Annotated in this window: 20 protein-coding genes; 16 read left to right on the top strand and 4 right to left on the bottom strand. The window is 67.3% G+C overall.

Annotated features, from left to right (window positions below):
- Position 1 precedes the first annotated feature (1 nt).
- The gene (locus tag Q4F19_RS20140; protein WP_303546437.1) at positions 2-1,114 is read right to left on the bottom strand and encodes a zinc-binding metallopeptidase family protein; all 1,113 of its coding nucleotides are present in this window, start codon (positions 1,112-1,114) and stop codon (positions 2-4) included.
- 176 nt (positions 1,115-1,290) lie between these two features.
- Here Q4F19_RS20140 and Q4F19_RS20135 point away from each other — a divergent pair, with 176 nt between their 5' ends.
- The 12 genes from Q4F19_RS20135 (at position 1,291) to Q4F19_RS20080 (ending at position 10,450) form a co-directional block, all read left to right on the top strand.
- On the top strand, positions 1,291-2,214 hold the full coding sequence (locus Q4F19_RS20135) for a DnaJ C-terminal domain-containing protein (protein ID WP_303546435.1): 924 nt from the start codon (positions 1,291-1,293) through the stop codon (positions 2,212-2,214).
- A 35-nt stretch (positions 2,215-2,249) separates the two neighbouring features.
- A complete protein-coding gene (locus tag Q4F19_RS20130; RefSeq protein ID WP_303546433.1) occupies positions 2,250-3,197 on the top strand; it encodes a YihY/virulence factor BrkB family protein in 948 nt (315 codons plus the stop codon).
- Complete coding sequence (gene fabI / locus Q4F19_RS20125; protein WP_303546432.1) at positions 3,197-4,000, top strand: enoyl-ACP reductase FabI; 804 nt, start codon at positions 3,197-3,199, stop codon at positions 3,998-4,000. Before Q4F19_RS20130 ends, fabI begins: the two co-directional genes overlap by 1 nt.
- 48 nt (positions 4,001-4,048) lie before the next feature.
- A complete protein-coding gene (locus Q4F19_RS20120; protein WP_303546431.1) occupies positions 4,049-4,225 on the top strand; it encodes a DUF4160 domain-containing protein in 177 nt (58 codons plus the stop codon).
- Positions 4,218-4,571: a DUF2442 domain-containing protein gene (locus Q4F19_RS20115; protein WP_303546430.1), complete on the top strand. Its 354-nt coding sequence runs from the start codon at positions 4,218-4,220 to the stop codon at positions 4,569-4,571. Before Q4F19_RS20120 ends, Q4F19_RS20115 begins: the two co-directional genes overlap by 8 nt.
- Positions 4,568-5,641 carry a chorismate synthase gene (gene aroC, locus Q4F19_RS20110; RefSeq protein ID WP_303546429.1) on the top strand — a complete coding sequence of 358 codons (1,074 nt, stop codon included), beginning with the start codon at positions 4,568-4,570 and terminating at the stop codon, positions 5,639-5,641. The genes Q4F19_RS20115 and aroC overlap by 4 nt, the downstream gene beginning before the upstream one ends.
- Before the next feature lie 141 nt (positions 5,642-5,782).
- The gene (gene dapF, locus Q4F19_RS20105; RefSeq protein WP_303546428.1) at positions 5,783-6,592 is read left to right on the top strand and encodes a diaminopimelate epimerase; all 810 of its coding nucleotides are present in this window, start codon (positions 5,783-5,785) and stop codon (positions 6,590-6,592) included.
- On the top strand, positions 6,589-7,797 hold the full coding sequence (gene mtaB, locus Q4F19_RS20100; RefSeq protein WP_303546427.1) for a tRNA (N(6)-L-threonylcarbamoyladenosine(37)-C(2))-methylthiotransferase MtaB: 1,209 nt from the start codon (positions 6,589-6,591) through the stop codon (positions 7,795-7,797). Before dapF ends, mtaB begins: the two co-directional genes overlap by 4 nt.
- Entirely contained in the window at positions 7,794-8,741 is a 948-nt protein-coding gene (gene ftsY / locus Q4F19_RS20095) for a signal recognition particle-docking protein FtsY (protein WP_303546425.1), read from the top strand. Before mtaB ends, ftsY begins: the two co-directional genes overlap by 4 nt.
- Positions 8,738-9,364 (top strand): inner membrane-spanning protein YciB, encoded by a 627-nt coding sequence (locus Q4F19_RS20090; RefSeq protein ID WP_303546423.1) that lies wholly within the window; start codon positions 8,738-8,740, stop codon positions 9,362-9,364. Before ftsY ends, Q4F19_RS20090 begins: the two co-directional genes overlap by 4 nt.
- Positions 9,365-9,551: 187 nt before the next feature.
- On the top strand, positions 9,552-9,968 hold the full coding sequence (locus tag Q4F19_RS20085; RefSeq protein WP_303546421.1) for a VOC family protein: 417 nt from the start codon (positions 9,552-9,554) through the stop codon (positions 9,966-9,968).
- A gap of 95 nt (positions 9,969-10,063) precedes the next feature.
- Positions 10,064-10,450 (top strand): hypothetical protein, encoded by a 387-nt coding sequence (locus tag Q4F19_RS20080; RefSeq protein ID WP_303546420.1) that lies wholly within the window; start codon positions 10,064-10,066, stop codon positions 10,448-10,450.
- Positions 10,451-10,572: 122 nt separating this feature from the next.
- Here the strand turns inward: Q4F19_RS20080 and Q4F19_RS20075 are convergent, their stop codons facing one another.
- The 3 genes from Q4F19_RS20075 to Q4F19_RS20065 all read right to left on the bottom strand — a co-directional run bounded on the left by Q4F19_RS20075 (position 10,573) and on the right by Q4F19_RS20065 (position 15,269).
- A complete protein-coding gene (locus Q4F19_RS20075; protein ID WP_303546418.1) occupies positions 10,573-12,348 on the bottom strand; it encodes an AMP-dependent synthetase/ligase in 1,776 nt (591 codons plus the stop codon).
- A 114-nt stretch (positions 12,349-12,462) separates the two neighbouring features.
- Positions 12,463-14,205, bottom strand: coding sequence for a gamma-glutamyltransferase (gene ggt, locus Q4F19_RS20070; protein ID WP_303546417.1), 1,743 nt, complete (start codon positions 14,203-14,205; stop codon positions 12,463-12,465).
- A gap of 29 nt (positions 14,206-14,234) precedes the next feature.
- Complete coding sequence (locus tag Q4F19_RS20065) at positions 14,235-15,269, bottom strand: quinone-dependent dihydroorotate dehydrogenase (RefSeq protein WP_303546415.1); 1,035 nt, start codon at positions 15,267-15,269, stop codon at positions 14,235-14,237.
- Positions 15,270-15,349: 80 nt separating this feature from the next.
- Here Q4F19_RS20065 and Q4F19_RS20060 point away from each other — a divergent pair, with 80 nt between their 5' ends.
- The 4 genes from Q4F19_RS20060 to sufC all read left to right on the top strand — a co-directional run bounded on the left by Q4F19_RS20060 (position 15,350) and on the right by sufC (position 18,955).
- Entirely contained in the window at positions 15,350-15,700 is a 351-nt protein-coding gene (locus Q4F19_RS20060) for a YbaN family protein (RefSeq protein WP_303546468.1), read from the top strand.
- Between the two features lie 75 nt (positions 15,701-15,775).
- On the top strand, positions 15,776-16,279 hold the full coding sequence (locus Q4F19_RS20055) for an SUF system Fe-S cluster assembly regulator (RefSeq protein WP_303546414.1): 504 nt from the start codon (positions 15,776-15,778) through the stop codon (positions 16,277-16,279).
- Positions 16,279-17,751: a Fe-S cluster assembly protein SufB gene (gene sufB / locus Q4F19_RS20050; protein WP_303546412.1), complete on the top strand. Its 1,473-nt coding sequence runs from the start codon at positions 16,279-16,281 to the stop codon at positions 17,749-17,751. Before Q4F19_RS20055 ends, sufB begins: the two co-directional genes overlap by 1 nt.
- A 460-nt stretch (positions 17,752-18,211) precedes the next feature.
- Positions 18,212-18,955 (top strand): Fe-S cluster assembly ATPase SufC, encoded by a 744-nt coding sequence (sufC, locus tag Q4F19_RS20045; RefSeq protein ID WP_303546409.1) that lies wholly within the window; start codon positions 18,212-18,214, stop codon positions 18,953-18,955.
- Positions 18,956-19,099 lie beyond the last annotated feature (144 nt).

Genomic DNA, 19,099 nt, shown 5'->3' with positions numbered 1-19,099 from the left:
CTCAGGCCGCGATCTGCTGCCCGAGCTTCGGCGCGATATCGCCCTCGCCGGCGCGCTGGAGCAGCCGGTTGATATAATCGAGCTTCGCCGAGATCGTGGGCGACAGGTGGAACGGATAGAGGTCGGACTGGCCCATCGATCGGTTGATCGCATTTTCGGCGAAGGCGAACGGCCCCCATTCGGCGAGCAATTCGGGCGTCGGCGCGTGATAGGGGTCGAAATCGACCGCGGGTTGCTCTTCGTGCCCCGGCCACTTGAGCATCCGCATCCCGAAGCCCCCGATCGTCGCCAGCGCATCGATTATGTGCATCAGATGCGCGAAGGTCTCGGCGAAATCCTCCCACGGATGCATCGTCGCATAGGCCGAGACATAGTCGCTCGACCAGGTGCCCGCGGTGCCCTCACCATAATGCTTCTGCATCGCTTCGTCGTAGCTGATCCGCTCGTCGCCGAAGACCGCGCGGAAATTCTCGACCTCGGCCGTGTCCTCGATCAGCCGCGAGAAATAATAATGGCCCACTTCGTGGCGGAAATGGCCGAGCAGGGTGCGATAGGGTTCGCCCAAGCCCGCGCGCATCTTCTCGCGCTGGACGTCGTCCGCCTCGAGGATGTTGAGCGTGACGAGCCCGGCATCGTGCCCGGTCGTGATCTGGACGGTGCCCGTCTGCTCGCCGACCGGATCGTAGAGGAAGTCGAAGGCCAGGCCCGGCGAGGTGCCGTTCGCCTCGGCCTCGGCGACCGTCTCGATCGGCAGCTTCAGGTAGAGAAGCGTGTGGAACAGCCGCCGTTTCGCCGCCTCGATCTTCGCCCAGCGCGCGGGCACGTCGGGCGCTGTCAGATCGGGAATCGTCCGGTTGTGCTTGCACGCGAGGCACAGCGGCTGATTGCCCACCGCGGGCACCAGCCAGTTGCAGATCTGATAGGCATTGTTGTTCTGGCAGACGAGCAAAGCATGCTCCTCGCCCTGCGCGTCGCGCCACGTCGTCGCATTGTCGCCCAGGAACAGCAATTGGTCGCTGTCGGGGTCGTAGCCGAGCGTGAACGCGCAATTCGGGCAGACGCGCACCTCGAAATGGTTGGGGCGCGAGCAATTGGGGCAGGCATAGGGCCGCATGGAAGTTCCTGATCGGGTTCGAAAGTCGGGCGGGAAACGCCGCAGACACGTTCTGGTGCCCGATAATGATTCAACTGGCGCTGCGGGCCGGCGCCGCAGCCGTTCAGCTTCAGCTGCACCAAAAACGCCTCTTGCCGATGGCGAAGCCGCTTCGCATCTGCGAAAGAGGAGGTGCAATGGCTGATCCTTACACGACCCTGGGGCTTTCGCGCGGCGCCGACGATGCCGCGATCAAGAAGGCCTATCGCAAGCTCGCCAAGGAGCTGCATCCCGATCGCAATGCCGACAATCCGGCGGCGACCGCGCGCTTCTCCGAAGTGACGACGGCTTATGATCTGCTGTCCGACAAGGACAAGCGCGCTCAATATGATCGTGGCGAGATCGATGAGAATGGCAGCCCGAAGATGCCGTTCGGCTATGGCGGCGGCTTTCGCGGTCGGCCGGGCGGCGCCGAGTTCGAAGCTTCGGGCGATTTCGGCGACATTTTCGAAGGTCTGTTCGGCGGCGCCGCCAAGCAGCAGCGCGGCGGCTTCGGCAGCGGCTTTTCGGGCTTCGGCGGGCGCGGACGGCCGCAGAAGGGCGCCGACGCCGCCTATCGGCTCGCGATCGATCTCGATGAGGCCGCCGCGCTCAAGCCGCAGCGCATCACGCTCGGCACGGGCAAGACCGTCGATCTCAAGCTCACGCCCGAGGCGATCGCCGGCACGCCGCTGCGCCTCGCCGGCCAGGGCGAGGCCGGCGCCGGCGGCGCGGGCGATGCGCTCGTCACGATCGAGATCCGCCCGCACCGTTTCTACAAGCGCGACGGCGACGATGTCCGCCTCGATCTGCCCGTCCGCCTCGACGAGGCGGTGACGGGCGCGCGCATCAAGGTCCCCACGGTCGAGGGCGCGGTGATGCTGGCGATCCCGGCGGGCTCCAGCTCGGGCAAGGTGCTGCGCCTGAAGGGCCGCGGCTTCCACAAGCGTGACGGCAGCCGCGGCGATCAGCTCGTGACCTTGATGGTCGATTTGCCCGCCGAAGACGAGGCGCTGCGCGCCTTCGTCGAGGGGTGGAGCGGCGATGCCGACAGGAACCCGCGCGCCGGTCTCGGCGTATAGCCGATCTGCCAGCGGACGCGATCGAAGGGGGAAGGATGGTCCAGCCAATCTCTCCCGAATCGCCCGAGGAACGCGCGCGGCGCAGCGCCTGGGATCGCTCGCTCGATCATCTGCGCCCCGGCGCGCGTGTCTATGAGATCCTCAAGAGGATTACGATCGGCGTCTATTCGGACGGCTTCATCCACGCCGGCAACCTTGCTTACCTCGCTCTGGTCTCGCTCTTCCCCTTCTTCATCGTCACCGCCGCGCTCGCGCACCTGCTGGGGATGGGGCCGGATACGATCGTCGCGATCGACAGCTTCCTGCGCAATCTGCCGCGTGCGGTGCGCGAGATGCTCCGCCCGGCGATCGCCGACGTGCTCGCGCAGCGCACCGGCGGGCTGCTGTGGCTGGGCGGCCTCGTCGGCCTGTGGACGACGGGCAATTTCATCGAGACGATCCGCGACATCCTGCGCCGCGCATATGGCGTGCGCTATTCGAAGCCTTTCTGGCATTATCGGCTGAGTTCGGCCGCTTTGATCCTCGGCTCGGTGATGCTCACCTTCATCGCCTTCTCGGTCCAGCTCGTGCTGACCGGCGTCGAGCAGTTCATCTATCGCCTGCTGCCGCTCGCGCATGGTGTGCTGAGCTGGATCGGCTGGAGCCGCCTCGCCCCGCTCGCGACGCTCTTTCTGGCGCTCTATTTGCTCTTCTACTCGCTCACCCCCAGCAAATATCGCGACACGCCCTGCCCGAAATGGCCGGGCGCGGCCTTTACCGCGCTCTGGTGGATCCTCGTGACGATGGCGCTCCCCGCGGTCCTCTCCTTGGTCGGCGGCTACGGCCTCACCTATGGTAGCCTGGCGGGGGTCATCGTCGCCTTGCTGTTCTTCTGGCTGGTCGGTCTGGGGCTCGTCATCGGCGCCCAACTCAACGCGGCGCTGGCGGAGAAGCCGCAAAGCGGCCTAATGGGCGCCGAAGAGACGGTTTCGACGGAGGAATGATGGCCGGTCTGATGGAAGGCAAGCGTGGCCTCATCATGGGTCTTGCCAATGACAAGAGCCTTGCATGGGGGATCGCTAAGGCGCTGAGCGCGCAGGGGGCGGAGCTGGCCTTCAGCTATCAGGGCGCGGCGATGGAGAAGCGCGTGCGCCCGCTGGCGCAGGAGCTGGGCGTGCCCCTGCTCGTCAGCTGCGACGTCTCGGACGAGGCCGACATGGCGCGCGCCTTCGCCGAGCTTGCCGAAAGCTGGCCGACGATCGACTTCCTCGTCCACGCGATCGGCTTTTCGGACAAGAGCCAGCTGCGCGGGAAATTCTACGATACCACGCTCGACAATTTCCTGATGACGATGAACATCTCGGCCTACAGCTTCGTCGCGGTGGCGCGACATGCGCGCGCGATGATGCCCAATGGCGGATCGCTGCTGACGCTGAGCTATTATGGCGCCGAGAAGGTCATCCCGCATTATAACGTGATGGGCGTCGCCAAGGCGGCGCTCGAGACGAGCGTCAAATATCTCGCGGTCGATATGGGCCCGGAGAATATCCGCGTGAACGCCATTTCGGCGGGCCCGATCCAGACGCTGGCGGCGCGCGGCATCGGCGATTTCAATTATATCATGAAGTGGAACCAGCTGAATTCGCCGCTGAAGCGCAACGTGACGATCGAGGATGTCGGCGGCGCGGGCCTCTATCTCATCTCCGATCTGGCGAGCGGCGTGACCGGCGAGATCCACCATGTCGATGCCGGCTACAACGTGATCGGCATGAAGGCGGAGGACGCCCCGGACATCGCTCTGGCGTAATGCCGGTCGTTCTCCGCAAGGGCGGCTTTCGCGTCATGATCTTCCTGGATGATCACGAGCCCGCACGTTCATGTGTTTGGCGATGGCGAATGCAAGATCGAGCTCGAGACGCTGAAGGTCGTTCGGACGGTCGATGCCAACAAAGCCGAGAGTCGACGCGCATTGCGGATCGTGCGAAACTCGCGGGACATTCTGATGCGGCGCTGGACCGAACTTCATGGCTGAATTGAGCGACGCCGACTATGATTCGGCCTCCCGAAAGGGCGAGATCGAGTTGCGCACCAAGCCTCGCGCTCGCACGGCTCGGTATGATCGCGCGAGCGGTCGGATCGTGATCGATCTCGTCAGCGGCGCCACCTTCGCTTTTCCCGCCCGGCTTGCCCAGGGGCTGGAATCCGCCACCGACGAGCAAATCGGCGAAGTCGAAATTCTTGGCGCAGGCTTCGGCCTGCACTGGGAGGCTCTCGATGCCGATTTCACGGTCGAAGGGCTGCTGGCGGGTCGCTTCGGCACCGCGCGCTACATGGCCGAGCGGTTTGGGCCCGAATGGAATCTTGCGGCCGCCGAATGAGCTACAACACGTTCGGGCGGGTCTTCCGCTTCACCACCTGGGGCGAAAGCCATGGCCCGGCGCTCGGCGCGGTCGTCGACGGCTGCCCACCGGGGCTCGCGCTCACCGAGGCCGATATCCAGCCCTGGCTCGATAAGCGCCGTCCGGGCACGTCGCGCTTCACCACCCAGCGCCAGGAGCCCGATCAGGTCCGCATCCTCTCGGGCGTGTTCGAAGGCCGCACCACCGGCACGCCGATCAGCCTGATGATCGAGAATGTCGATCAACGCTCGAAGGATTATTCGGAGGTCGCGCTCGCCTACCGGCCGGGTCATGCCGATTATGCCTATGACGCCAAATATGGCTTTCGCGATTATCGCGGCGGCGGGCGTTCCTCGGCGCGCGAGACGGCGGCGCGCGTCGCCGCCGGCGCGGTCGCGCGCGCGGTGATCCCCGAGATCCGGATCCGCGCCTATCTCGTCGAGCTCGGCGGCGACGCGATCGATCGCGCCACGTTCGAGGATGCGCAAATCGACGCCAACCCCTTCTTCTGCCCCGATGCCGCCGCGGCCTCGCGCTGGGAAAAGATCGTCGACGATGCGCGCAAGGCAGGATCTTCCGTCGGCGCGATCGTCGAATGCGTCGCCGAAGGCGTGCCCGCCGGCTGGGGCGCGCCGCTCTACGCCAAGCTCGACAGCGAACTCGCCGCGGCATGCATGAGCATCAACGCCGTGAAGGGCGTCGAGATCGGCGACGGCTTCGCCGCCGCGCGCCTGACCGGCGAGACCAATGCCGATGCGATGCGCCCCGGCAATGACGGCAAGCCGATCTTCCTCGCCAATCATGCCGGCGGCGTCGCGGGCGGCATCGCCACCGGCCAGCCGGTCGTGATCCGCGTCGCGCTCAAGCCGACCTCGTCGATCCTGACCCCGGTCGAGACGATCGGCCGCGACGGTCAGGCCTCGGACATCCGCACCAAGGGCCGCCACGACCCGTGCGTCGGCATCCGCGCCGCGCCGGTGGTGGAGGCGATGATGGCGTTGGTGCTGGCCGACCAGAAGCTGCTGCACCGCGCGCAGACCGGGCGCTGATCCTGCCAAGGCCGTTGGGTTCGAGCTTGTCGAGAACCGGTCTCGACGGACGCTTCTCGGCTTCGCTCGAAGCTGCTCGAACCGAGCAGTCGGGTGTGGCCCGCATGGACTTCGCGCGCCCCCGACCCTAGATCGCGCGCCATGGCCTCGGGCGCACCCTTCCGCTTCCACAAGATGCACGGGCTCGGCAACGATTTCGTGGTGATCGACGCGCGCGAGAGCGCGGTCGCGATGGATGCCGCGCGCGCCCGCGCGATCGCCGATCGGCGCGAGGGAATCGGCTGCGACCAGCTCGTCCTGATCGAGCCTTCCGCCACCGCCGACGCGAAGATCACCTTCTTCAACGCCGACGGCAGTCTGGCCGAGAGTTGCGGTAATGCGTCGCGTTGCATCGCGCAGTTGCTCGGCGGCGAGAGCCGGGTCGAGACCGCGGGGGGCGTCATCGCGCTCATTGCGGAGGGCGAAGGCGCGACCGTCGACATGGGCGCGCCGCGCTTCGATTGGGACGCGATCCCGCTCGCTTATCCGGTCGATACCGCGGTGTTGCCGGTCGCGTGGGACGAGCTGGAAGCCCCGATCGCGGTCAATGTCGGCAATCCGCACGCCATCTTCTTCGTGCCCGATACCGATGCGGTCGCGCTCGACCGGCTCGGCCCGCTCATCGAGCATGACGCGCTGTTCCCCGAGCGCGTCAACGTCAACGTCGCGACGATCGAATCCCCGCAGCGCCTGCGCCTGCGCGTCTGGGAGCGCGGCGCGGGGCTGACGCGCGCCTGCGGCACCGGCGCCTGCGCGACCGCCGTCGCCGCGATCCGCAGCGGGCGCGCGCACAGCCCGGTCACGGTCGCGCTGCCCGGCGGCGAGCTCGTCATCGCCTGGGCGCCGGGCGGCACGATCCGGATGACCGGCCCCGCCGCGCACGTCTTCACCGGCGAGGCGCGGGGCCTGTGAGCGGCCCCGAGCTGATCACCTTGGGCTGCCGGCTCAACATCGCCGAGAGCGAGGCGATCCGCCTCGCGCTGGCGGGCGAGACCGAGCTTGTCATCGTCAACAGCTGCGCGGTCACCAACGAGGCGGTCGCCGAGACGCGCAAGGCGATCCGCCGCGCCGCGCGCCGCCGCCCCGACGCGCGCATCGTCGTCACCGGCTGCGCCTCGGAGATCGACCGCGCCGCGTTCGAGGGGATGGCCGAGGTCAGCCACGTCGTCGCCAATGCGACGAAGGCCGACGCCTCGCTCTATGTCCCGTCTTTCGCCGCACCGCAGGCGGTCCCCGCCGCGACGACGGAAAGCGCGCACGCGCGCGCCTTCATCCCCGTCCAGAATGGCTGCGACCATAGCTGCACCTTCTGCATCATTCCGCAGGGCCGGGGGCCAAGCCGGTCGCTCCCCGCTGGCGCGGTCGTCGAGGGCGTTCGCGCGGCGGTCGCGGCCGGGCACCGCGAAGTCGTCCTCACCGGGGTCGACGTCACCGCTTATGGCGCGGACCTGCCTGGCCAGCCGACGCTCGGCCTGCTCGTCGAGCGCATCCTCCGCCTCGTCCCCGATCTCGCGCGCCTGCGCCTCTCCAGCCTCGATCCGCACGAAATGGACGAGCGGCTGATCGCTTTGTTCGAAAGCGAGCCCCGGCTGATGCCGCACCTCCATCTCTCGCTCCAGGCGGGCAGTGATCTGATCCTCAAGCGCATGAAGCGCCGCCATGCGCGTGGACAGGCGATCGCCCTGGTCGAGCGGCTGAAAGCGGCGCGCCCCGAGCTCGCGATCGGCGCGGACATCATCGCCGGCTTCCCGACCGAGAGCGAGGACATGTTCGCCGACAGCCTCGCGCTGATCGCCGAGTGCGATATCGTCCACCCGCACATCTTCCCTTTCTCGCCGCGCACCGGCACGCCCGCCGCGCGCATGCCGCAGCTCCCCCACGACGTGATCCGCACGCGCGCCGCGCGCCTGCGCGCCGCCGCCGCCCGCCAGCGCAATGCATGGCTGGAGACGCTCGTCGGCAGCAGCCAGCACGTGCTGATCGAACGCGACGGCCGCACCGGCCACGCCGCCAATTTCGCCAAGGTTCGGATCGCGGACGGCGCCACTCCCGGCGCGATCCACATGGTCCGCATCGCAGCCCAGAAGGACGATCATCTCGTGGGAAGTGTCGCGTGAGCAGCAGGCCCTGGACCGAGCGGCTCGTCGGCGGCTTCCGCCGCACCTCCGACAAGCTTGGCGAGAATCTCGGCGGGCTGCTCGGCAAGGCCGCGCTCGATGCCGAGACGCTCGATGCGATCGAGGAGGCGCTGATCGCCACCGATCTCGGCCCCGCCACCGCCGGCCGGATCCGCCATCGCCTCGCCGGTGAGCGCTTCGCGCTCGGCCTCACCGAATTGCGCCTGCGCGAGATCGTCGCCGAGGAGATCGAGGCGATCCTCGCCCCCGTCGCCGTGCCGCTCGAGATCGATGCCTTCCCGCGCCCGCAGGTCCTGCTCGTCATCGGCGTCAACGGATCGGGCAAGACGACGACGATCGCCAAGGTCGCGCATCTGCTGCAGGAGCAGGATTATTCGGTGATGCTCGTCGCGGGCGACACGTTCCGCGCCGCCGCGATCGGCCAGCTCAAGGTCTGGGCCGAGCGGATCGACGTGCCGATCATCGCCGGCTCGGAAGGCTCGGACGCCGCCGGCCTGGTGTTCGAAGGCGTCAAGCAGGGCACCGCGACGGGGATCGACGCGCTGATCGTCGACACCGCCGGCCGCCTCCAGAACAAGGCCGGGCTGATGGACGAGCTCGCCAAGATCCGCCGCGTGCTCGGCCGGCTCAACCCCGCCGCGCCCCACAATGTGATCCTCGTTCTCGATGCCACGACCGGCCAGAATGCGCTCAACCAGATCGAGGTGTTCAAGGAGACCGCGAACGTGACGGGCCTCGTGATGACCAAGCTCGACGGTACCGCGCGCGGCGGCGTGCTCGTCGCCGCGGCCGAGAGGTTCGGCCTGCCGATCCACGCGATCGGCCTGGGCGAGGGCATAGACGATCTGCGCCCGTTCGATCCGCGCGAGGTCGCTCGCGCCATCGCCGGCATCGAGGCGATCGCCGTGGAGCGCCGCCGGTGAGCAGCAAACCCACGCCTGCGCCGATGAACCCCTTCGTGAAGCTCGGGCTCGATCTCGGCCCGCTGATCGTCTTCTTCGCGGTCAATCTGCTCTGGCCCGGCGCCCCGCTCGCCAAGGTCATGGCCGCGACTCTGGCCTTCATGCTCGCCACAGGCGCCGCCATCGTCTGGGCGAAGCTGCGCCACGGCACCGTCTCGGCGATGCTGATCGTCTCGGGGGTGATGGTGCTCGTCTTCGGCGGGCTGACCCTGTGGCTGCACAGCGAGACCTTCATCAAGATCAAGCCGACGGCCTATTACGCGACCGTCTCGGCGATCCTCTTCTACGGTCTGATCGCGAAGCGTCCGACGCTGGAACTGGTCCTCGGCCAGGCCTATCCCGGCCTCACCCAGCGCGGCTGGACCCTGCTCACGCGCAACTGGGCGTTCTTCTTCGTCCTGCTCGGCATCGCCAACGAGGCGGTCTGGCGCAACAGCAGCACGAGCTTCTGGATCGGCTACAAGCTCTGGGGCTCGCTCCCCGCGACCTTGCTCTTCGCGATCGCCAACGTGCCGATGCTGATGAAGCACGGCTTGAACGAAGAGGTCGCCAAGAAGGAACCGCCGCTGCCGCTGGACGGGTGAACAGGGCGTCCATCCTCACCGCTCATCCTGAGGAGCCATTGAGCTTGTCGAAATGGCGTCTCGAAGGACACCTGCAACGGCGAAGGTCCTTCGAGACGGGACTTCGACAAGCTCAGTCCCTCCTCAGGATGAGCGGTAGGGACGGTAGGATCTGGCAACGCCTTCCCGCGCGCTCTATCTCGCTGCTATGACCAAATATCTCCACACGATGATCCGCGTCTCGGATCCCGACGCCACCATCCGCTTCTTCGAACTGCTCGGCCTGCGCGAGATCCGGCGAATGGAGAATGAGAAAGGCCGCTTCACCCTGATCTTCCTTGCCGCCCCCGGCGACGAGGACGCCGCGGTCGAGCTCACCCACAATTGGGATCAGCAGGGCTATTCCGGCGGCCGGAATTTCGGCCATCTCGCCTACCGGGTCGATGATATCTACGCGACCTGCCAGCGGCTGATGGACGCGGGCGTCACGATCAACCGCCCCCCGCGCGACGGCCACATGGCGTTCGTGCGCACCCCCGACAATATTTCGATCGAGTTGCTCCAGGACGGGCATCTTCCTCCGGCCGAGCCCTGGGCGTCGATGCCCAATATCGGCGAATGGTGACGCCGGGCTGCGGGCGAAGGCCGCGGCGGAGCTAGATCGGAGGCGTGGGGCGGATCGACGGCCCCGCGCGTTCCCTGTCGCACAGGAGGTCCGCCATGTTGAAACCGATCATCGCCCTTGCCGTCGCCCTGATCGCCACCGGCGCCGCCGCGGCGCCGCGTCCGACCGGCGAGGCCCGGCTGCAGGCGATGCTGGCGGGGCGCACCGCCGGCACGCCCACCAATTGCGTCTCGCTCGCGCCGAGCATGGACAGCACCAAGATCGAAGGCGTCGGCATGGTCTATCGGCGCGGCCGCACGCTCTACGTAAACCGCTTCGTCAATGGCTGCCCGTCGCTCAACAGCTTCAACGGGATCGTGACGCGCACGCCCTCGACCCAGCTGTGCCGCGGCGACATCGCCCGCGTCGTCGATTTCACCACCGGCATCGAAGGCGGCAGCTGCGTGCTCGGCGATTTCACGCCCTATGAGAAAGCGAAGTAGCGCTGGCGCGAACGATCACTCCCATATCCCCGTTCGTCCTGAGCGTAGTCGAAGGACGTGTTGCCAGCGCGGCGCTTTCACACCGCTTCCATTCGGCTCAGCACGAACGAGGTGCGGGCCGATCAGCTTTTATACAACGCATCCATCCGCGCGCCGTATCGCGCGCGGATCACGTGGCGGCGGATCTTGAGCGAGGGCGTCATCTCGCCATTCTCGATTGAAAACGGTTCGTCGGTTACCAGGATGCGGCGCACCTTCTCGGTCACCGACAGGCCGGCATTGACGCGATCCACCGCCGCCATCAGCGCGCGATGCAGCCCGGTCGAGGCGCGCGCGTCGGCCGCCGCCACGCCGTTCGCCGCCGCCCATTCCAGCATCCACTGCACGTCCGGCTCGATCAGCCCCACTAGGTGGGGGCGGCGGTCGCCCGCGACCATCGCCTGGCCGATCTCGGGCTCCAGCGTCAGCATTCCCTCGATCCGCTGCGGCGCGACATTGTCCCCCTTGTCGTTGACGATCAGGTCCTTCTTGCGATCGGTGATCTGGATCCGGCCGGCCGCATCGATCAGGCCGATGTCGCCCGTATGCAGCCACCCGTCGATCAGCACGCGCGCGCTTTCGGCCTCGTTATTCCAATATCCCGCCATCACGCATTCGCCGCGCACGAGGATCTCGCCGTCGCTAGCGATGCGCACGTCGGTGCCGATCAGCGGTGGGCCGACGGTCGCATGATCGATACCCGCGCGCGGGCGGTTGCACGAGATGACGGGGCCGGACTCGGTCTGGCCATAGCCCTGCAGGATCATCAGCCCGAGCGATCCGAAGAACTGTCCCACTTCGGGGCTGAGCGGCGCGCCGCCCGAGACGAGCGCCTTCATCCGCCCGCCGAAGCGCTTGCCGATCTTGGGCCGGATCGTCGCGCCGAGCAGCCAATCGAGCGGCTTGTCGGCGAGGCCGATCCTGTCCTTCGCGCCCAGCGCCAGCGCCTTGCCGAGCAGCCATTTGGGCAGCCCGCCGTCCTTCTCCACCGTCTTCAGGATCCGTCCGCGCAGCAATTCGAACAGCCGCGGCACGACGATCATGATCGTCGGGCGCACCGCCTCGATATCGGCGGCGAGCTTCTCGATCCCTTCGGAATAATAGATTTGCCCGCCCAGCCCGATCGGCAGGAACTGCCCCGCCGAATGCTCCAGCGCGTGGCTCAGCGGCAGCAAGCTCAGGAAGATCTCGTCGTCGTTCGCGCGGAAATCCTCGGCGATGATCGCCATGCAGCCGTTCACATTCTGCAGGATCGCGCCATGATGCTGGCGCACGCCGCGCGGCGCGCCGCCCGTGCCGCTCGTATAGATGATGCAGGCGAGGTCGCCGCGCTGGAAGCTCGCCGCGCGCGCGCAGGCGGCCACGTCGGGCGTCTGCCGCGCGATCAGCGCGTCCCAGTCATGGATGCGGATCGCGCCCACGCGGCCGACGCCGACATCCTCCATCGCGATCAAGGTATCGCACGCGGAGGAGCGCGCGAGCGCCGGCAGCAGGGTGCGCGCCAGCTTCGTGGTGGAGACGATCGCCGCGCGCGCGCCGCTATTCTCGGCGATGTGCGAATGGTCTCGCTCGGTATTGGTCACATAGGTCGGCACGGTCACGCAGCCCGCCGCCATGATCGCCATATCGGCGATCAGCCATTCGGGCCGATTCTCGGAGACGAGCATCACCCGGTCGCCCGACAGCAGCCCGAGCCCCTTCAGCGCCTGCGCGAGCGCCGCTACCTTCCGTGCGGCCTCGCCCCAGGAGATCGCGCTCCAGGCGCCATCGGCCTTGCGCCACAGGAAGGGCGCCTCGCCCTTGGCGGCGGCACGGGCGAAGAACATCGCCACCAGATTGGGGAAGGGCTCGAGCGACATCCGGACTCCGCGAAACAGGGACGGCTTGGCCGCCGCCTCTGCGCGCGCTCATAGACCGGACGATGCGGCGGACAAAGCGTCTGATCCTGCCCGGCGAAGCCGGGGAGGGGGGGCTTACTCCGAAGGCCGCTCGATCGCCGCCGCTTTCTTGGGCACGACCACGGCGCCTGTCTCGCCCTGCGACACGCCCTCGCTGCGCGGATCGGCCGCGCCCACCCAGTGCCCGCCGACCCATTCGATCGCATTGGCCTTCAAGCCCAGCGGCGCGACGACGATCTTCTCGCCGAGCGCCAGCAAGGCGGGCACCATCGTCTCGGCCTGCGTCGCCTTTTCCGCCACCGCGGTCTGGCCGGGCGAAAAGATCAGCCCCATCGCGATCGCGTCCTGCGCGCTCATCTTCCAGTCGATCACCCCGATCAGCGCCTTGGCGACCTGCGCGATGATCGTCGAGCCGCCCGCCGCGCCGATCGCGATCCGCACCGTCCCGTCCGGATTGTAGACGATCGTTGGCGACATTGAGCTGCGCGGCCGCTTGCCCCCCGCCACGCTGTTCGCCGCGAGATAGCCGTCGCGATCGGGCACGGTGTCGAAGTCGGTCAGTTCGTTGTTGAGGAAGATGCCGTTCGTCGTCAGTCCCGATCCGAACACGCTCTCGATCGTCGTCGTGATCTCCACGACATTGCCCGCGTGATCGACCGCGACCAGATCGGTCGTGCCATGCTCGGGCCCCGGCGTCACCGCCACCCGCGCCGGCGCGCCGGCCGGCTTGCCCGGCGCGATCACGGCCATGCTGCCCGTCTCGGACAGAAGCGCCGACCGGCCGGCGATATAATCGGCGGCGAGCAGCCCCGCGAGCGGCACCGTCACATGATCGGGATCGCCGAGATAGGCGTCGCGATCGGCGTAGGCGAGCCGCGAGCTCTCCGCGAACAGGTGCCAGGCGACGGGATTGTCCTTGCCAAGCGTCGCCATGTCGAAGCGCTCGAGCTGCTTGAGGATCTGCAGAACCGCGACGCCCCCGCCCGAAGGCGGCCCCATCCCGCAAATCCGGTAGGTGCGGTACGTCCCGCACACCGGCGCCCGTTCCTTGACCCTGTAGCCGGCCAGGTCCGCCTCGGTCATCTTCGAGGGGTTGCGCGGGGAGCCGTTGACCGTCGCCACGATCGCTTTGGCGGTCGGCCCCGCATAGAAACTGTCGGGTCCCTTGGTCGCGATCTGCTGCAGCAGTGCCGCCTGCTCGGGGTTCTTGAGTATGGTCCCGACGATCTTCGCCTTGCCGTCCGCGTCGTAGAGATATTGGACCGGCCAGCCGTTGAGCAGCCCCGGCGTCGGCCGCGAGATGAAATTGTAGAAGCGCGGGGAGATCGCCCAGCCCTCGGTCGCCAGCCGGATCGCCGGCTGGAACAGCCGCGCCCAGGGCAGTTTGCCATATTTGGCATGCGCCGCCGCCATCAGCCGCAGGCTGCCCGGTACGCCCACGCTGCGCCCGCCCGGCACCGCCTGCGCATGCGTCATCGGCTCGCCGTCAGCCCCGTAGAACCAGTGCGGATCGGCCGCCTTCGGCGCCGCCTCGCGCCCGTCATAGGTGACGGTCGCGTGGCGGGCGGCATCGTGGAAGACGAGGAAGCCGCCGCCGCCCAGCCCCGAATGGCCGGGCTCGACGACGCTCAGCGCCAGCATCATCGCCACCGCCGCATCCGCCGCGCTCCCGCCCGCGCGCAAGATCTCCGCACCCGCCGCGGTCGCGCGTGGATCGGCGGCGGAGACCATCCCCGGCTCTGCCGGTGGCTTGGCGGCGGCGGGTAACGAGAAAGCGAGCGAGGCAGCGGCAAGCGCGAGCAGGGGACGGGTCAGCATCGCTGCCAGACTAGCAATTGTGCGCTGCGTCACAAGCCCGCGCCGACCGCCTCGCCGACATTCGCAAAGCCGTCCCGCTTGAGCAGCGCGGAAAGCTCGCTGGCGATGCGGCGCGCGAGAAGCGGCCCTTCATAGACGAGCGCGGTGTAGAGCTGGACGAGGCTCGCGCCGGCGCGGATGCGGGCAAAGGCATCCTCGCCGCTGGCGATGCCGCCCGCCGCGATCAGCGGCAGCGCGCCGCCGGTCGCGTTCCGGAAATCGCGGAGCCGTTCCAGCGCGAGCGCCTGCAGCGGCGCGCCGGACAATCCACCCGCTTCACCTGCGTGCGCGCTCCCCAGTCCGTCGCGCGTGATCGTCGTGTTCGATACGATCAGCGCGTCCACATGGCGGTCGAGGCAGACGCGCGCGATCGCGTCGATGTCGGCCGGCGCCAGATCGGGCGCGACCTTCAGGAAGATCGGCGGGCCGCCCGCGGGCCGCGCCGCCATCGCCCCGGCGAGCAGGTCGTCGAGCGCGGAGGCTTCCTGCAGCGCGCGCAGGCCCGGCGTGTTGGGCGAGGAGATGTTGATCGTCAGATAATCGGCGACCGGCGCCATCGCCGCGATGCCCGTCGCATAATCGGCGATGCGGTCGGCCGCATCCTTGTTCGCGCCGACATTGACGCCGACGATCCCGCGCCGGGGGCGCTTCGCCAATCGCGCCAGCGCCGCGGCCTGGCCTCCATTGTTGAAGCCCATCCGGTTGATGACCGCGCGATCCTCGGCCAGCCGGAACAGGCGCGGCTTCGGGTTGCCCGCCTGTGGCAGCGGCGTGAGCGTGCCGATCTCGACGAAGCCGAAGCCGAGCGACAGGAACGCGTCGGGCACTTCCGCGTCCTTGTCGACGCCCGCCGCCAGCCCGACCGGCGTCGGGAAATCGAGCCCCGCGACGCGCGTGGCGAGGCGCGGGTCGGGCGTGGCCGCGGCGAGGCGGGGAAGAAGCTTCAGCCCTTCGATCGTCAGCCGATGCGCGCGCTCGGCATCGAGCGCGAAGAGGATGGGGCGGACGAGCGGGAAGAGAGCCATGCTCTGCTTTTGCCCGCCCGGCGGCGGCCGGGCAATGGCCCGAGCTTGCGTTCGATCCTCCGCCCCGCCACCTCGTGGCGATGCGGCACGTCTATCTCGCCCTCGGCATCCTTTCGGTCGCGATCGGCTTCGTCGGCATCTTCCTGCCGCTCCTGCCCACCGTCCCCTTCATGTTGCTCGCCGCCTTCTTCTTCGCGCGGAGCAATCCCGCATGGGAAAGGCGCCTGATCGAGCATCCCCAGTTCGGCCCGCATATCCTCGCCTGGCGCGAGCGTGGCGCGATCTCGATGCGGGGCAAGGCGTTCGGCCTGCTCGGGCTGACGGGCAGCGCGATCATGGGCTTCGTCTTCCTGCACGATCACTGGCGCTATATCCCGCTCGGCGTCGCTGTGATCTGCGGCACCTGGATCGCGACGCGGCCGACGAAATAGCCGATCCCGGCGCTTGCCCCGTCTCGCCCGCGTCCCTATCTGCCCAATCGGAACGAATCACTCCGATTGGAGCTTATGCGCCTGTCCAACCTCGCCGATTATGCCGTCGTCCTGCTTGCCGCCGCCGTGCGCGCGGGCGACGGGCGGCTGAACGCGACCTGCCTCGCCGAGGAGACCGGCGTGCCGCTGCCCACTGCGCAGAAGCTCGTCGGCAAGCTCGCCACGGCCGGCCTGCTCGTCTCCTCGCGCGGTACCGGCGGCGGCTTCCGCCTCGCCCGCCCGGCGAGCGAGATCAGCCTCGCCGACATCGTCGAGGCGGTGGAAGGCCCGATCGCGCTCACTGCCTGCGTCGAGGCCGGCAAGCAGGATTGCGGGCTGGATCACAGCTGCAAGGTGCGCCCGCACTGGGAGATCGTGAACGATGCGATGCGCAAGGCGCTCGCCGACGTCAGCCTGATCGCGCTCGCCCAGACCCCCGTTCGCCCTGAGCCTGTCGAAGGGCTGTCCTTCTCTTTGACCAAGCAGGACGGTACTTCGACAAGCTCAGTCCGAACGGTCTTGGAAGTGGGGGCGCTCTGATGGCCACCCGTAACGCAGACGCGATCGCCGCCGCCGAGAAGGCCTATGAATGGGGCTTCTCTAGCGACATCGAGCAGGATTTCGCGCCCAAGGGGCTGAGCGAAGACACGGTCCGCTTCATCTCGGCCAAGAAGGGCGAGCCGTCGTGGATGCTCGACTATCGCCTCAAGGCCTATCGCCACTGGCTGACGATGGAGTCGCCCGATTGGGCCAAGCTCAACATCCCGCCGATCGATTATCAGGACGCGTATTATTATGCGGCGCCGAAGGAGAAGCCCAAGCTCGGGAGCCTCGACGAGGTCGATCCCGAGATCCTGCGCGTCTATGAGAAACTCGGCATCCCGATCGAGGAGCAGAAACTGCTCGCCGGCGTCGAGAGCGACAAGCCGCAGCGCAAGATCGCGGTCGACGCGGTGTTCGACTCGGTCTCGGTCGCGACCACCTTCCGCAAGGAACTGGAGCAGGCCGGCGTCATCTTCCGCTCGATCAGCGAGGCGCTGAAGGAGTTTCCGGATCTGGTCCGCAAGTGGCTCGGCAAGGTCGTCCCGATCCACGACAATTATTTCGCCGCGCTCAATGCCGCCGTCTTCTCGGACGGCACCTTCGTCTATGTGCCCGAAGGCGTGCGCTGCCCGATGGAGCTGAGCACCTATTTCCGCATCAACGCCGCCAATACCGGCCAGTTCGAGCGGACGCTGATCGTCGCCGACAAGGGCAGCTACGTCTCCTATCTTGAAGGCTGCACCGCGCCGATGCGCGACGAGAACCAGCTCCACGCGGCCGTGGTGGAGCTCGTCGCGCTCGACGATGCCGAGATCAAATATTCGACCGTGCAGAACTGGTATCCGGGCGATGCCAATGGCCTGGGCGGCATCTACAATTTCGTCACCAAGCGCGCGCTCTGCCAGGGCCGGAACAGCAAGGTCAGCTGGACGCAGGTCGAGACCGGCAGCGCCATCACCTGGAAATATCCGAGCTGCGTGCTCGCGGGCGAGAATAGCGTCGGCGAATTCTATTCGGTCGCGGTCACCAACAATCACCAGCAGGCCGATACCGGCACGAAGATGATCCACCTCGGCAAGGGTAGCCGCTCGACGATCGTGTCGAAGGGCATTTCGGCGGGCCGTTCGGACAACACCTATCGCGGCCTCGTCCGCGTCGGGCCGACTGCGGAGAATGTCCGCAACTTCACGCAGTGCGACAGCCTGCTGCTGGGCGGCGACTGCGGCGCGCACACCGTCCCCTATATCGAGGTCCGCAACCCGACCGCGCAGATCGAGCATGAGGCGACGACGAGCAAGATCAGCGACGATCAGCTCTTCTACGCGATGCAGCGCGGGCTGGATCAGGAGGCGGCGGTGGCGTTGATCGTCAACGGTTTTGCGAAGGAAGTGCTGCAGCAGCTGCCGATGGAATTCGCCGTCGAGGCGCAGAAGCTGCTGGGGATCAGCCTAGAGGGCTCGGTCGGATAATGCTCAGACTTGTTATCGGACTTTCGCTTTTAGCGCCTACTGCGGCAGTGGCTCAGCCTGCTCCAAATCCGTTTGCCAAGTATGTGACGCCAACGCTCGGTCCTTGGGAAACCTATTCCGGCGCTCCCACCGGCGTAGAGATAAAGCCGCCAGTTATCCCGGTCGCTTTTCGCGGAGAATGGAACGATCCAGTCAAGGCGTGTGGGACCGGTCTGAGTGATATGCGTCTTCGAATAGGGGCGAACACGATCCGATTTTATGAGTCCGACGGGGAAGTCCGCAGAATAATCAGACACAACAGCAGGGCCGTAACGATTCTGGCCAGCTACTCCGGTGAGGGGCAGGTCTGGGATCGCGTAAATCGGATGGTGATCTCCGGCTCGGGCAACGAGCTGACCACTCAAACGGGTCAAGAAAGCGCGACCAGATATCGGTGCCCGCTCAAGAAAGTCCGGAAGTAATGCTCAAAATTGAAAACCTCCACGCCGAGATCGACGGCAAGCAGATCCTCAAGGGCCTGTCGCTCGCGGTGAACGCCGGCGAGATCCACGCGATCATGGGGCCGAACGGCGCGGGCAAGTCCACGCTCGGCTATGTCCTGGCCGGCAAGCCGGGCTACGAGGTGACGGACGGAACCCTCAACTTCCTCAACTTCGACCTGCGGGACATGGCCCCGCACGCGCGCGCCGCCGCCGGCCTGTTCCTCGGATTCCAATATCCGGTCGAGATTCCCGGCGTCTCCAATCTCCAGTTCCTGCGCGAGGCGCTCAATGCGCAGCGCAAGGGCCGCGGCGAGCCGCCTCTGTCGGGCGCGGAATTCCTCAAGATCGCACGCGCGCAGGCGGCAGCACTCGGCCTCGATCCGGAGATGCTCAAGCGCCCGGTCAATGTCGGCTTTTCGGGTGGCGAGAAGAAGCGCGCCGAGATGGTCCAGATGGGGATCATCGATCCGAAGTTCGCGATCCTCGACGAGACCGATTCGGGCCTCGACATCGATGCGCTGCGCGCGGTCGGCGCGGGCATCAACACGATCATGCGCAAGCCCGATCGCGCCGTGCTGCTGATCACCCATTATCAGCGGCTGCTCGATTATGTGCGGCCCGATTTCGTTCATGTCCTCGCCGACGGGCGCATCGTCCGCTCGGGCGGGCCCGAGCTCGCGCTGGAACTGGAGCGCGAGGGCTACAAGGATATCGCGGCGTGAGCGGCTTCGTTCAATTCCTCCCCGGCACGGGGAGGGGGACCATGCGGAGCATGGTGGAGGGGTATCGCCGGTCGCGGCAGCGCGATCCCCTTCGGCAGGAATACCCCTCCACCGCCTCCGGCGGTCCCCCTCCCCTTGCAGGGG

The organism is Sphingomonas natans, assembly GCF_030546695.1.
GTDB lineage: Bacteria > Pseudomonadota > Alphaproteobacteria > Sphingomonadales > Sphingomonadaceae > Sphingomonas_I > Sphingomonas_I natans.
Note: the sequence above shows the minus strand (reverse complement) of the source record. Positions and strands in the feature narration are given on the sequence as shown.